Below are 13,858 nucleotides of genomic sequence, written 5' to 3' on the forward strand. Positions count from 1 at the left end.
CCGACCGCGCCAAGGACGTCATCAAGTCGGGCGGCGAGTGGATCTCCAGCGTCGACCCGCGCCGGCCGCCTCGACGGCCGGCCGGCCGCCCCGCTCGCCGCCGACTCCAGCGGCACGCGCCGGATCACCACCGCCACCCTGCCCCTCGACCGCGTCCACCGGATCCGCCGCACCACCGGCGGCACCGCCAACGACGTCCTCCTCGCCCTCGTCGCCGGCGCCCTGCGCCGCTGGTTCGACGGGCGCGGCCTGCCCCTCCCCGACGCCGCCCCACGGGCCCTCGTCCCGGTCTCCCGGCGCCGCCCCGGCGCCCCGGCCGGCCCCGGGAACAGCCTCTCCGGATACCTCCTCGACCTGCCGGTCACCGAACCCGACCCGGCCGCCCGACTCGCCGCCGTCCGCCACGCCATGGACCGCAACAAGGCCGCAGGACCCTTCCGCGGAGCGGGCGCCGTCGCCCTCCTCGCCGACCAACTGCACCCGCTCGCCCACCGCTTCGGCGCCCCCCTCGCCGCAGGCGCCGCCCGGCTCCTCTTCGACCTCCTCGTCACCCAGGTGCCGCTGCCCCGCTCCGCGCTCTCCCTCGGCGGCGCCCCGCTGCGCGCGCTCTTCCCGATGGCCCCGCTCGCCCGCGGCCAGTCCCTCGCCGTCGCCATGTCCCCGTACGGCGGCCAGGTCCACATCGGCCTCGTCGCCGACGGCGAGGCCGTCCCCGACCTCGACGCGCTGGCCGCCGCGCTCACCGCCGAACTCGACCTGCTGGATCCGGCGGGCGCTACGGCGCGCACGTCGTGCCCGGTCGGACCTTCGTGAGGGAGACCAGGTACTTCTCGACCTTCTCGCCGACGCAGGCGTCGCGGCCGTACCCGGTGTGGCCGGGCGCCTCGAAGGACAGCAGCATGCCGCCGGGGAACTGGCGGGCCAGGCTCACCGCCTCGTCGTAGGGCGTGGCCGGGTCGCCCGCCGTGCCCACGACGAGGACCGGCGGGACGCCCGGCGCGTGCACCCGGTGCGGCCGCCGGGTACCGGCCGGCCAGTCCTTGCAGACCAGTTCGCTCGTCACGCCCGACGTGCCGTAGACACCCGCGGCCTCGTCGGCGGGGGCCAGCGCGTCCCAGTACGCCTGTGCGTCGCGGGGGTGGGGGACGTCCAGGCAGTCGACCGCGATCAGGGCCGCGTCGCTGTTGTCCTCGGGCACGTCCGAGGCTTCGCCGTCCGCGGGTTCGTCCTTCGCCGGTTCACCGCCCGTGGGTTCGCCGTCCGCGGGTTCGCCGTCCGTCGGTCCGTCCTCCGAAGGTTCGCCGGAGGTGCCCGCGTCGGACTCCTCGTCGGACTCGCCGTCGGCGTCCTCGTCTCCCGCCGCCAGGGCCGCCAGCTTCGTACCGTCCCCGCCGTCCGCCGCGCGCAGCGCCTCGGACAGGCCCTCCCACTGCGCCTCCGGCGTGTACATGGACAGGCTGAGCGCGGAGACCAGGCCCGCCGCGTCGAGCCCCTCCTCGGCGCCGTCGACCGGCAGCGGTTCGCGCCGCGTCCGGTCGAGCAGCCGGTCCACCAGCGTGCGTATCTCCTCGGGCGTCGTACCGGGACAGGCCTCGCCGACCACGTCGGCGCAGGAGTCGGCGTACTCCTCGACCGCGTCCCGGAAACCGGTCGACTGGCCGAGCACGCGCTGCCGCCAGTCCAGGGACGGGTCGACCGCTCCGTCCAGGACCATCGCCCGTACGCGGCGCGGGAACTGCTCGGCGTACGAGGTGCCCAGGCTCGTGCCGTACGACCAGCCGACGTACGTCAGCCTCCGCTCGCCCAGCGCCGCCCTCAGGACGTCCATGTCCCGGGCCGCGTCGTCCGTCCCGACGTGCGGCAGCAGCGGGCCGCTCGCCCTCCGGCAGGCGGCGGCGGTCGCCCGCGCGTCCGCGAGGGCGTCGGCGCGCTCGGCGTCCGTGCGGGGGTAGAGCGGGGCTCCGTGGACTTCGTCCTCCGCCCGGTCGTCGGTGAGGCAGGTCAGGGCCGGCTTGCTCCCGCCGACGCCGCGCGGGTCGAAGGACACGATGTCGAACCGCTCGCGCACGCCCTTGCCGATGTCGTCGGCGACGCCGTCCTTCAGGAGCCGTACGCCGGGCTCGCCCGGTCCGCCGGGGTTCAGGACGAGCGAGCCGAGGCGCTTGCCGGGGACCGCGGTCACCGCCTTCGCCACCGGCAGGGCGAAGGTCTTGCCGTCGCCGGGACGGTCGTAGTCCCTCGGGACGGTGAGCGTCGCGCACCGGAAGTCGCCGCAGGGCCGCCAGTCGAGCTTCTGGCCGTAGAAGCGCCGCAGGTCGGGGCGGGCGGCCGGGTCGGCGGCGGCCGAGGACTCCGGCCGGCTCCCGTCCCGGCCGGACCCGGCCGTGCAGGCGGCCAGGGACGTGGTGCCGAGGACGGCGAGGGCGAGGACGAGGGCCCGGCGGCGGGCGGCGGTGCGGAACACGAGGAACTCCCCTGGATGGTCGGTCCGGGGAAGGATCACGCACCGATGCTGAGGTTTTGCTGAAGAGGCCCCGCCCCTGTACCGCCCCGCCCCGCCCCGTACCGCCCTGCCCCCGCCCCGCCCCGTACCGCGCGTCAGCCCAAGACCGGCAGTCGCAGGACGAACCGGGCCCCGCCGCGTTCGCCGCGTCCCGCCGTGAGCGTGCCGCCGTGCGCGTGGGCGACCCAGGAGGCGATGGACAGACCGAGGCCGGTGGACCCGGATCCGCTGCGGAACCGCTCGAACAGGGCTCCCGCGACCTCCGGAGGCAGGCCGGGGCCCGCGTCCTCGACCGTCAGCGTGCCGTCCCGGCCCACCGTGATCAGCACGTCCGCCGGGGCGCCCGGCGCGTGGCCGTGCGCGAGCGCGTTGTCCAGCAGATTGCCGACGGCCCGGCGTACGAGCTCGGGATCGGCGACCACGACGGCGTCCTCGGCCTCGACCCGGACGCGGTGGCCCTCCGTGGGGGCCTCGTCGACCACCGCCTCCACCAGCTGGTCGAGCCGGAGCGGCTGCCGGACCACCGTGGCCGTACCGGACACGAGCCGGGCGCGGGTGAGGAGCCCGTCGACGAGCCGGCCCATCCCCTCCGCCAGGCGCAGCGTGCGCCGGTGCACGTCCGCGCTGTCCGTCTCGCCGCGCAGCGCCGTCTCGGCGAGCGTCCGCAGGGAGGCGGCCGGGGTCCGCAGATCGTGCGCGGCGTCCGCGAGGAACGCCTCCTGCCGGTCGAGCGCGGCGAGCGCGGGACGGACCGCCCGCCCCGACAGGACGTGTCCGACGGCCGCCGACAGCAGGACGAGCACTGCGCAGCCGCCCGTCACCAGCCACACGAGCCGCCGGTGGTCGTCCCGCTGGGCGGTCGCGTCGGCCACGGTCACGAGCACGCCCTGCGGCGCCTCGCCGTCCGCGGCCTCCGGTGCGTAGAAGGGCTGGGCGAACACGCGCACCGGCTCGCCGTCCGTCGTACGTCCGTCGGAGGCCCGGGCGCCGTCGGCCCGCACCGCCGCACGGCCCGCCTCCAGGACCACGGCCCGGCTCACCGTCAGACACGGCTTCGCCGGCGCGTGCTCGACCGTCAGCGCGCCCCGGTCGTCCCCGTCCACGAGGAGCACCGTCAGCGGCGGGCACGCGGTGTCCACCGAGTCCGCCAGGACGTCCAGGACGAGCCGACCCTCCTCGTCGGTCTCCAGGAGACCGAGGGCCCAGCTGGTGTCCGCGTCCATCGTGTGATCGAGCTGCTCCCGCCAGCGGCCGCTGTCGCTGCGCACGGCGAGCACCGCCATCGCGATCAGCCCCACGGCGCTGGTCAGCGCGAACAGCAGGCTGATCCGCCGGCGCAGCCGCAGCACCCGGGCCGTCGGCGTGAGCGTCGCGGACCGGCTCCGTGACCGGCCGGGCAGCGAGGGTCTCACCGCGCGTCGTCGGGCGAGAGGCGGTAGCCGACCCCGCGCACGGTGTGGATCACCGGCGGGTCCCCGAGTTTGCGGCGGAGCTGGGAGACGAGCACTTCGAGGACGTTCGACCGGTGCTCGGCCATCTCGTCCCAGCAGCTCTCGATCAGCTCGGCGCGGGAGACCGTCTGGTCGGAGCGCGCCGCGAGGACCTCCAGGACCGCGAACTCCCGGCTCGTGAGCGTCAACAGCACCCCGGCCCGGCGGACGTGCCGACGGGCGGTGTCGATCTCCAGGTCGCCGACGCGGTGCACCGGGGGGCGTACGACTGCGGACCGGCGGCACAGGCTGCGCACCCGGGCGACCAGTTCGGGCACGGCGAACGGCTTGACGAGGTAGTCGTCCCCGCCGCTGGCGAAGCCCTCCACCCGGTCCGCCACCGTGTCGCGCGCGGTCAGGAACAGCACGGGCACCTCGCGGCCGGCGCGCCGCAGCCCGTCGACGAAGGCGGCGGCGTCCCCGGACGGCAGCATCCGGTCGAAGACCGCGCAGTCGTACGCCGTGACGAACAACGCCTCGTCGGCCCGGGGCAGATCGGCGGCCTCGTCGACGGCGAGCCCGGCGGCGCGCAGAGCGGCGGCCACCCCGAACCGGAGGTCTTCGTCGTCCTCGACGAGCAGTACACGCACGTCGCACACCCTAAGCCCGCCCGGAAGCCCACCCACAAGTCCGCCCGGAAGTCCGCCCGGAAGCCCGTCCGGCGCGCGGCCCGATCCCCCGTGCGGCAGGGTGGAGCCATGCCCGAACTCCCCGAGGTGGAAGCGCTGCGCGCCTTCCTCGACACGCATCTGGTGGGCAAGGAGATCGCCCGCGTCCTACCCGTCGCGGTCAGCGTCCTCAAGACGTACGACCCGCCCCTGAGCGCCGTCGAGGTCACCGCGGTCGGCCGGCACGGGAAGTTCCTGGACCTCACCACCGGCGGCCCGGCGGGCGAACTCCACCTCCTGATCCACCTGGCCCGCGCAGGGTGGCTCCGCTGGCAGGACCCCCTGCCCTCGGGACCGCCCAGGCCCGGCAAGGGCCCGCTGGCGCTGCGTACCGCCCTCACCGGCGGCGACGGCTTCGACCTCACCGAGGCCGGCACCACCAGACGCCTCGCCGTCCACCTCGTCCACGACCCCCAGGAGGTGCCGGGCGTCGCCCGCCTCGGCCCCGATCCTCTCGACGAGGACTTCGGCCCCGAGCGGTTCGCCGCCCTGCTCGCCGGGGAACGGCGCCGGATCAAGGGCGCCCTGCGCGACCAGGGCCTCATCGCCGGCATCGGCAACGCCTACAGCGACGAGATCCTCCACGCCGCGAAGACCTCCCCCTTCAAACCGACCCGGAACCTCACCCCCGAGGAGACGGCCGCCCTCTGGACGGCGATGCGCACCACCCTCCGCGAGGCCGTCGAACGCTCCCACGGCCTCGCCGCCGGACGCCTCAAGGCCGAGAAGAAGAGCGGCCTGCGCGTCCACGGCCGCACCGGCGAACCCTGCCCCGTCTGCGGCGACACGATCCGCGAGGTCTCCTTCAGCGACTCCTCCCTCCAGTACTGCCCCACCTGCCAGACCGGCGGGAAGATCCTCGCCGACCGCCGCATGTCCAGGTTCCTCACATAAACTCCCGCGCATGCTGCGCGTACTGGCCGTCGACGACGAGGAGCCCGCCCTCGGCGAGCTGCTCTACCTGCTGCGCGCCGACCCCCGGGTGCGGACCGCCGAGGGAGCGGGGGACGCGGCCGCCGCGCTGCGGAGGATCGGGCGCGCCCTGGACTCCGGGCCCGACGGCGACGACGGCATCGACGTCGTCTTTCTCGACATCCACATGCCCGGCCTCACCGGCCTCGACGTCGCCCGGCTGCTCGCCGGCTTCGCCCGGCCGCCGCTCGTCGTCTTCGTCACCGCCCACGAGGGCTTCGCGCTCCAGGCCTTCGACCTCCAGGCGGTCGACTACGTCCTCAAGCCGGTCCGCCGCGAGCGGCTCGCCGAGGCCGTCCGGCGCGTCCACGGCCTCGTGCACGCAGTCCCCGCTCCCGCTCCCGCGCCCGCCCCCGCCGCCCCCGAGCAGATCCCCGTGGAGCTCGGCGGCGTCACCCGCTTCGTCGCCGTCGACGACATCGCGTACGTCGAGGCGCACGGCGACTACGCCCGCCTCCACACCGACCACGGCAGCCACCTCGTCCGCATCCCCCTCTCCACCCTCGAAGAGCGGTGGGCCGACCGGGGGTTCGTCCGCATCCACCGCAGCCACCTCGTGGCCGTCGGCCGGATCACCGAACTCCGTGTCGACGGCGGCGCCACCTCCGTGCGGCTCGGTGCCACCGACCTCGCCGTCTCCCGTCGGCACGCCCGCCACCTGCGGGATCTCCTGACGCGCCGCGCGGGCGGCTGACCCCTACCGGCCCGTGAGCCCTTCCGCTTACACTCCACGGGCCCGTCCGACCGTGAGGGAGCGGACACCGATGTCCGAGCACCAAGCCGCGCGCCGGCCCCGGCGCGAGACCGTCACCTACGCCTCGGCCCTGGGCGACCGGTCCGTGCCCCCGCCGCGCCCGCGTCCCCGGACCCCGCACCCGCCCGCCCGCTCCGAGATCGACGAGCAGACCACCCTCGGCCACACCTACGTCCGCTCCCTGATGCGCAGCCAGCTCCGCGCCGCCCTCACCGCCCTCGGCGCCCTCGCCCTGCTCGTCGGCTCGCTGCCGCTGCTGCTCGCGCTGCCCGCCCCCGAGGCGCTCGTCTGGGCCGCCCTCGGCTTCGGCGTGTACCCGGTCGTCTGGGCCGTCGCCCACTGGTACGTCCGCCGGGCCGAGCGCAACGAACGCGACTTCACCGGCCTGGTGGAGACCGGCTCCGCCGAACGGTGAACCGACCCGTATGAACCAGACCTACGCGGTCGCCGCCGTCACCGCCGTCGTCCTCGCCACCGTCCTCATCGGCGCCCTCGGCCTGCGGATCTCCCGCACCACCTCCGACTTCTACGTCGCCTCGCGGACCGTCCGGCCGGCCCTCAACGCCGCCGCCATCAGCGGCGAGTACCTCTCCGCCGCCTCCTTCCTCGGCATCGCCGGGCTCGTCCTCGTCCAGGGCCCCGCCATGCTCTGGTACCCGGTCGGCTACACCGCCGGATACCTCGTCCTGCTCGTCCTCGTCGCCGCCCCGCTGCGCCGCTCCGGGGCGTACACCCTCTCCGACTTCGCCGAGGCCCGGCTCGAATCCCCGCGGGCCCGGCGGCTCGCCAGCCTCTTCGTCGTCGGCATCGGCTGGCTGTACCTGCTGCCGCAGCTCCAGGGCGCCGGGCTCACCCTGGAGATCCTCACCGGCGCACCCGACTGGGTCGGCGGACTGCTCGTCGCCCTCGTCGTCACCGGCACCGTCGCCGCGGGCGGCATGCGCAGCATCACCTTCGTCCAGGCCTTCCAGTACTGGCTCAAGCTCACCGCCCTCCTCGTCCCCGCCCTCTTCCTGCTCGCCGCCTGGTACGGGGACGGGGCGCCCCGGGCCCGCTTCGACGCCCCCGCCGTGCTGCGCGACCACACCGTCGTCCGGGTCGCCGACACCGTACGGATCGGGCTCGACGCCCCGCTCACGGTCACCGTCACCGGCGGCGTCGACTCCGTCGCGTACACCGGCCGGACCGTCACCCTCGCCCCCGGCACCCATTACGTCCTCGGCGGCACCTCGCTCGCCTTCGCGCCGGGGGCGCCCCTGCCCGACCGGGCCGCCGGCGGCTCCGATCCGCTGGGCTGGTCCCAGCCGCTCGCCGGGGGCCGCGACGGACACCAGCTGTACGCCACGTACGGACTGATCCTCGCCACCTTCCTCGGCACCATGGGTCTGCCGCACGTCGCCGTCCGCTTCTACACCAGCCCGCACGGCCGCGCCGCCCGCCGCACCACCCTCGTCGTGCTCGGCCTCGTCGGCGCCTTCTACCTGCTGCCGGGCCTGTACGGAGCCCTCGGCCGGATCTACGCCCCCGAACTCGCCCTGACCGGCTCCGCCGACGCCGCCGTCCTCGTCCTGCCCGACCGGATCCTCGGCGGACTCCTCGGCGACCTCCTCGGGGCGCTCCTCGCGGCCGGCGCCTTCGCCGCCTTCCTCTCCACCGCCTCCGGGCTCACCATGTCGGTCGCCGGGGTCCTCACCCAGGACGTGCTGCCCTCCCGGGCGTCCTCCCGGGGCGTACGGCACTTCCGCCTCGCGACCCTGCTCGCCACCGCCGTCCCGCTCGCCGTCGGGGTGGTCGCCTCCAAGGTCCCGGTCGCCGACGCCGTCGGTCTCGCCTTCGCCGTCTCCGCCTCCTCCTTCTGCCCGCTGCTCGTCCTCGGGATCTGGTGGCGGCGGCTGACCCCGCCCGGCGCCATGGCCGGGCTCCTGCTCGGCGGCGGCTCCGCCCTCGCGGCCGTGATGGCGACCCGGGCCGGACTCGCCCCCGAGGGCTGGCCGCACACCCTGATGGCCTGGCCGGCGGTCTGGTCGGTCCCCCTGGGCTTCCTGACGATGGTGCTCGTCTCGCTCGCCACCCCCCGCCGGATCCCGCCCGGCACCCCCGCCATCCTCGCCCGGCTCCACCTCCCGGAGGAGATCACCGGGGCCGTACCCGCCCAGGAGGCACGCCGATGACCGCCCCCGGCCCTCGACCACGAGGCACAGGTCCGCGACGGCGGGGTGCGCCGATGACCGCTCCCGGCCCCGACCACGAGGCGCGCGTCCGCGACGGCGAGGTGCGCCGATGACCGCCTCCGGCCGCGATCACGAGGCGCGCGTCCGCGACGGCCAGGGGTGCCGATGAGCGGGATCGCCCTCGCCGCCGCGGCCGCCGCCGGGGCCGTGCTGCTCGCCGCGGGCTTCGTCCTCGGCCCTTCCACCGCCCGGCGCGGCGGGCACGCCGCCGACGCAGACCTCGGCACACCCGTCGAACGGGCCACCTTCCACACCCTGCACACCGCCTCGCTCGCCGCGCCCCCGCTGCGCGCCGGACTCACCGAGGAGACCGCCCGCAAGGCGGCCCGCACGCTCCGCTCGCTGCTCGGCACCGAGGCGCTCTGCCTCACCGACCGGGACGCGGTCCTCGCCTGGGACGGGCCGGGCGAGGACCACCACCGTGCCCATGTCCCCGAGCAGACCGCCACGACCCTGGCGACCGGCCGCAGCCGCTCCGCCCACAGCGGCTGCGACGACCCGCTGTGCCCGCTGCGCTGGGCGGTGATCGCCCCGCTCACCGGGGAGGACGGCGTCCTCGGCGCGCTCGTCGCCTACGGCTCGCGGGAGTCGGCCGTCCTCGTGCGGGCCGCGACCGAGCTGGCCCGCTGGGTCTCCGTCCAGCTGGAACTGGCCGAACTCGACCGCTCGCGCACCCGGATCGTGGAGGCCGAGATCCGCGCCCTGCGCGCCCAGATCTCCCCGCACTTCATCTTCAACTCCCTCGCCGCCATCGCCTCGTTCGTCCGCACCGACCCCGAGCGGGCCCGGGAACTCCTCCTGGAGTTCGCCGACTTCACCCGCTACTCCTTCCGCAGGCACGGAGAGTTCGTCCAGCTCGCCGACGAACTGCGCTCCATCGAGCAGTACCTGGCCCTGGCGGGGGCCCGCTTCGGGGACCGGCTGAAGGTGACCCTGCAGATCGCCCCCGAGGTGCTGCCGGTGGCCCTGCCGTTCCTCTGCCTCCAGCCGCTCGTGGAGAACGCCGTCAAGCACGGCCTCCAGGACCGGGAGCGGGGCTGCCGCGTCACGATCGCCGCCCGGGACGCGGGCGCCGAGGCGGTGGTGACGGTCGAGGACGACGGCATCGGCATGGACCCCGAGCTGCTGCGCGCCGTCCTGCGCGGGGAGCACCCGGCGGGCTCCGGCATCGGCCTGTCCAACGTGGACGAGCGGCTGCGCCAGGTGTACGGGGCGGAGTACGGGCTCGTCATCGAGACCGGCGTCGGCGCCGGGATGAAGGTGACGGTACGCGTCCCCAAGTACCGCCCGGGGGTGCATCCTTCCGCGCCGTAGCGGGTCTCAGCGCAGGTGCAGCGACAGGTGGGCGAGCGGAAGGCCCAGCTTCCAGGCCGGGAGCCAGATCTGCTCGGCCTCGTCGACCGGGCTCTCGGGGTCGGTCCGGCCGTCGAGGTCGGCGGCGCGGATCCAGGTGTCCCGCAGCCGGGCCCAGGCGGTCCGCGCGAGTGCCAGGTCGGGGCCGTCGCCGCCGGCCGCCTGCCGCGCGGCGAGCCGCTCCTCGACCCAGGGCGGCCAGGGCCGGTCGTACGCGGTGTGCCGCAGCCACTCGTCGACCCGGTGGCCGGCCCACGCGCCGGCCGGTCCGTCCGGTTCCCCGGCGAGGTGGACGGTGAGGGTCAGCGCCTGGAGGCCGGCCCGGTACTCCAGTGAGCCGGGGGCCACGAGCGCGGCGGCCCGCAGCACCTCGTCGGCCAGGTACTCGGCGCACAGCCAGGCCATCGGGACGGCGAGGCCGCCGCCGCTCGTGCCGCCGGCGCCGTTCGTGCTCTCGGGCAGCAACGCTCCCACCTTCTCCCCGGACATGAGGGCCCCGGACGTCAGGGGCCCGGGGGAGAGCCTCCTCCGTGAAGGGCGCTCGCGGGTCCCGCTTTGCTCAACTCACCCGTGTGGTTTCGGATACGTTTCCCGGCCGGATCGGTGCGGGTGGGTTTCCTGGTGCCGGGCGGGTCGAGGGTGGCGCGTGGGGCGGGGGAGTCCGGGCCGGCTCGGCCGGGGGCGCGTGGTCGGCTCAGCCCAGGAGCGCGTAGACGGCGGTCGCGTGGGCGGCGGTCTCCTCCGTGCCCTCGGCCGTCATGGTGATGTCGGCGAAGGCCATCCGCTTGCCCGCCTTGGTGAGCCGGGCCCGCACGAGGACGTCGGCGCCGATCACCGCACGCTGGAAGCTGATGGACTGCTGGACGGTGGTCATCGGCACGAAGCCGCCCCGGGCCGCGGCGACCGCGATGACCGTCGCGGTGTCGGCGGCGGCCATCAGGGCCTGGCCGGAGAGACCGCCGCCCTCCCGGGCGAGCCGGTCCGACCAGGGGAGCCGGAGCACGGCCTCGTGGCCGTCGGCCGAGTCGACGGATTCGACGGTGAGTCCCAGATCGAGCACCCAGGGGGCGAAGTTGTCGGCGAGGACCTTTTCGGCGGCGGCGAGTGTCAGCGTCACGGCGTCATTGTGGGGCCCCGGCACGGGCCCGGGCAACGGCCGGGCGGCGCGGCCGGTAGCCGGGCAGGGAGCGGCCGAGCTGTCGCAGGGCGTAGTGCGAGCGGGACTTGACGGTTCCGGCGGGGATGCCGAGCTCGACGGCGGCCTCGTTGACGGTGAGGCCGTGGAAGTAGAGCCGGACGAGCACCGCGCGGTGCTCGGGGCTCAGCTCCCGTACCGCCGCGCGCACGTCGAGCGCGGCCTCGGCCGAGGCGGTGGCGTCGGCGGGGTCGGGCGTCACGGCCAGGACGCCGTCGCCGATCTCGGCGGGCCGGGCGAGGCGTGAGCGGCGGGCGTCGATGGCGAGGCGGCGGGCCACGGTGAAGAGCCAGGGGCGCATCGAGGTGTAGGGGCCGTCGAAGGCCTCGGGGTGGAGCCAGGCCCGTACCAGGGTCTCCTGCGCGAGGTCCTCGGCCCGCTGCCGGTCCCCGTGGGTCAGGCCGAGCAGGAAGGTGAGCAGTGCCGGACCGTGGTCCCGCTGCAGCTCCTCCAGGGTCCGCTCGTCGGTCGTCGCCGTCGTCATGCTCTGCCCGCCTCTCCCACTGCTCGTGGTCCGGGGCGTATACGAGCGCATCCGGACGGCGAGGGACAGGGAACGGACATCGCTCTGCGACGAACGGTCGCACCGAGCGGCGAATGGTACGGCGAACGGTCGGACGGAGCCGGTGCGTCCGTTTCAGCGTGGTTCCTCGCCCGGCGCGGCCTCGACCCTTGACTGCGGCTTTCCCGAAGGGTCAATTCGTCAGAACAGATGTTCATCGCATGATTCAGGTGGAGCGCCGTACATGACCTCACGCACCAGACCCGTGGGGGTGGCGGCGCTCGCCGCGCTCCTGCTCGCGGCGGCCACCGGCTGCGCCGGTGGCGGCGGGCCGGCCGTCGGCGGCCCCACCCCGGGCGACCCGGCCGGGCGGACCGGCACCGGAAGCCCCACCACCCCGTCCGCCGCGCCCGGCGGGGCCTCCGCGCCCGTCGGCTTCACCCTCGTCGCCTCCGGCGACGTCCTCCCGCACGACTCGATCATCCGACGCGCCGCCGAGGACGCGGACGGCACCGGCTACGACTTCGGCCCCATGCTCTCCGGGGCCAAGCCCATCGTCTCCCGCGCCGACCTGGCCATCTGCCACATGGAGACCGTGTACGGACAGGAGGGCGGCCCCTACACCGGCTACCCCGCCTTCAAGTCGCCGCCCGAGGTCGCCGCCGCGCTCAAGGCCACCGGCTACGACTCCTGCTCCACCGCCTCCAACCACACCCTCGACGACGGGGCGGCGGGCCTGCGCCGCACCCTCGACGCGCTCGACAGGGCCGGCGTCCGGCACGCCGGCTCCGCCCGTACGGCCGAGGAGGCGGCGCGGCCCACCCTGCTCAAGGCCGGCGGCGCCACGGTCGCCCAGCTCGCGTACACCTACGACACCAACGGCTATCCGCTGCCCGAGGGGCAGCCCTGGGCCGTGCGGCTGCTCGACGAGAAGAAGGTGATCGCCGACGCGCGCGCAGCCCGCGCGGCCGGCGCCGACGTGGTGGTGGTCAGCGTCCACTGGGGCACCGAGTGGCAGACCGAACCCGACGAGCGGCAGCTCTCCCTCGGCCGCGCGCTGACCGCCTCGCAGAGCGGCGGACGCCCGGACGTGGACCTCGTCATCGGTACGCACGCACACGTCCCACAGCCTTACGAGAAGGTCAACGGGACCTGGATCGTCTACGGGATGGGCGACCAGATCGCCGGGGACATGATCAACCACGAGGGCTCCTACGACCCGCGCGGCAACCAGAGCAGCATCGGCCGCTTCACCTTCGCCCCGCCCAGGACCGCCGGCGGGCGCTGGGAGGTCACCAAGGCCGAGTTCATCCCCCAGTGGTTCGACACCGCGCGCGGCCGCGTGGTGAACCTCGGCGCGGCGGAGGGCGGGGACGCGCACCAGGACGGGATCCGCGACACCATCCGGCAGGTGGTCCTCGGCCGGGGAGCCGCCGGGGACGGCCTGGTGATGGGCCGGTAGGGCGTACGGCCGGTCAGGGGACGACCGTGACCGGCCAGCGGCCCGCCCTCACCAGGCGGACGGCGACCGAGCCGACGAAGCGGTGGCCCGCCGACTCCGAGGCGCCCACCACCACGGCGTCCGCCGTCAGCTCCTCGGCCGCCTGGACCAGGCCCGCGTAGGCGTCGCCCCGGAAGGTGTGGAACTCCCACCGGATCCGCCAGAGGTCCTTCACCCTCTCCGCCGAGGCGCGGATCTCCGCGACGAGGTCCTCGGCGATCTCCTCGGTCGTCCCGGCCACGGGCGCGCCGAACGCCGCGCCCGCCGGGAACACCGGCTGCACGTACACGAGCGCGAGCAGGGCGTTCTGGCGCCGGGCGAGCCCGGCCGCGTACGCCGCGGCGCGCAGGGAGGAGGCGGAACCGTCGACCCCGGCCATGATCACTTTCGGCCCGTCGGCGCCGCGTTCGAACCGGTCGGGCTGCTGTTCGCTCACCCTTCGAGGCTATCGGCTCATCGGGTGTTTTCGGACCGGCGGCCGGTGTCGTTGAACTGCCCGGACCCTCGCCCGTACGAACCATTGGTCATGAAAAAGGATCAGATGCTCGGTGGGCGTCGGGCGGTGCTGCGGCTCGCCGCCGCCCTCGGGGCCACCGTCACCGTCGGAGCCCTCGCGGCGGAGATCCTGAACGAGCCCGAGGCGGAGGCGGAGGTCGGCGAGCGCTGGTCCATCCACCGCAAGGCCCCGG

General features: G+C 75.4%; 14 protein-coding genes. 7 read left to right on the forward strand and 7 right to left on the reverse strand.

Going from position 1 to position 13,858, the window contains the following annotated elements; genetic code table 11:
• Nucleotides 1-813 (forward strand): WS/DGAT domain-containing protein (locus ABZ318_RS35965; protein WP_356906634.1); only part of this gene is annotated, 813 nt, incomplete at its 5' end.
• Here the strand turns inward: ABZ318_RS35965 and ABZ318_RS35970 are convergent.
• From ABZ318_RS35970 to ABZ318_RS35980, 3 genes are all read right to left on the reverse strand, one after another.
• Nucleotides 776-2,503, reverse strand: a complete 1,728-nt coding sequence (locus tag ABZ318_RS35970) for an alpha/beta fold hydrolase (RefSeq protein ID WP_356906635.1) — start codon at nt 2,501-2,503, stop codon at nt 776-778. The genes ABZ318_RS35965 and ABZ318_RS35970 overlap by 38 nt on opposite strands.
• A 95-nt stretch (nt 2,504-2,598) precedes the next feature.
• Nucleotides 2,599-3,915 carry a HAMP domain-containing sensor histidine kinase gene (locus ABZ318_RS35975; RefSeq protein WP_356906636.1) on the reverse strand — a complete coding sequence of 439 codons (1,317 nt, stop codon included), beginning with the start codon at nt 3,913-3,915 and terminating at the stop codon, nt 2,599-2,601.
• Nucleotides 3,912-4,583: a response regulator transcription factor gene (locus ABZ318_RS35980; RefSeq protein ID WP_356906637.1), complete on the reverse strand. Its 672-nt coding sequence runs from the start codon at nt 4,581-4,583 to the stop codon at nt 3,912-3,914. The genes ABZ318_RS35975 and ABZ318_RS35980 overlap by 4 nt, the downstream gene beginning before the upstream one ends.
• Before the next feature lie 108 nt (nt 4,584-4,691).
• On the opposite strand from ABZ318_RS35980, the gene ABZ318_RS35985 reads away from it, so the two are divergent.
• The 5 genes from ABZ318_RS35985 to ABZ318_RS36005 all read left to right on the forward strand — a co-directional run bounded on the left by ABZ318_RS35985 (nt 4,692) and on the right by ABZ318_RS36005 (nt 9,932).
• Complete coding sequence (locus ABZ318_RS35985; protein WP_356906638.1) at nt 4,692-5,555, forward strand: DNA-formamidopyrimidine glycosylase family protein; 864 nt, start codon at nt 4,692-4,694, stop codon at nt 5,553-5,555.
• 10 nt (nt 5,556-5,565) lie between these two features.
• Entirely contained in the window at nt 5,566-6,327 is a 762-nt protein-coding gene (locus ABZ318_RS35990) for a LytTR family DNA-binding domain-containing protein (RefSeq protein WP_356906639.1), read from the forward strand.
• Nucleotides 6,328-6,397: 70 nt separating this feature from the next.
• The gene (locus tag ABZ318_RS35995; protein ID WP_356906640.1) at nt 6,398-6,802 is read left to right on the forward strand and encodes a hypothetical protein; all 405 of its coding nucleotides are present in this window, start codon (nt 6,398-6,400) and stop codon (nt 6,800-6,802) included.
• Nucleotides 6,803-6,812: 10 nt separating this feature from the next.
• Nucleotides 6,813-8,558, forward strand: coding sequence for a cation acetate symporter (locus ABZ318_RS36000; protein WP_356906641.1), 1,746 nt, complete (start codon nt 6,813-6,815; stop codon nt 8,556-8,558).
• A gap of 165 nt (nt 8,559-8,723) precedes the next feature.
• Nucleotides 8,724-9,932, forward strand: a complete 1,209-nt coding sequence (locus ABZ318_RS36005; RefSeq protein ID WP_356906642.1) for a histidine kinase — start codon at nt 8,724-8,726, stop codon at nt 9,930-9,932.
• A 6-nt stretch (nt 9,933-9,938) separates the two neighbouring features.
• Here the strand turns inward: ABZ318_RS36005 and ABZ318_RS36010 are convergent, their stop codons facing one another.
• The 3 genes from ABZ318_RS36010 to ABZ318_RS36020 form a co-directional block, all read right to left on the reverse strand.
• The gene (locus ABZ318_RS36010) at nt 9,939-10,436 is read right to left on the reverse strand and encodes a hypothetical protein (RefSeq protein ID WP_356906643.1); all 498 of its coding nucleotides are present in this window, start codon (nt 10,434-10,436) and stop codon (nt 9,939-9,941) included.
• Between the two features lie 229 nt (nt 10,437-10,665).
• Entirely contained in the window at nt 10,666-11,088 is a 423-nt protein-coding gene (locus ABZ318_RS36015) for a PaaI family thioesterase (RefSeq protein ID WP_030692166.1), read from the reverse strand.
• A 4-nt stretch (nt 11,089-11,092) separates the two neighbouring features.
• Nucleotides 11,093-11,650, reverse strand: a complete 558-nt coding sequence (locus ABZ318_RS36020; RefSeq protein ID WP_356906644.1) for a sigma-70 family RNA polymerase sigma factor — start codon at nt 11,648-11,650, stop codon at nt 11,093-11,095.
• A gap of 262 nt (nt 11,651-11,912) precedes the next feature.
• Between ABZ318_RS36020 and ABZ318_RS36025 the strand changes: the two genes are divergently transcribed.
• Entirely contained in the window at nt 11,913-13,130 is a 1,218-nt protein-coding gene (locus ABZ318_RS36025) for a CapA family protein (RefSeq protein WP_356906645.1), read from the forward strand.
• A 13-nt stretch (nt 13,131-13,143) separates the two neighbouring features.
• On the opposite strand, the gene ABZ318_RS36030 is transcribed toward ABZ318_RS36025, so the two are convergent.
• A complete protein-coding gene (locus ABZ318_RS36030) occupies nt 13,144-13,605 on the reverse strand; it encodes a universal stress protein (protein ID WP_356906646.1) in 462 nt (153 codons plus the stop codon).
• Between the last annotated feature and the right edge of the window lie 253 nt (nt 13,606-13,858).

It is taken from the genome of Streptomyces sp. NPDC006197 (assembly GCF_040613865.1).
Taxonomy (GTDB): domain Bacteria; phylum Actinomycetota; class Actinomycetes; order Streptomycetales; family Streptomycetaceae; genus Streptomyces.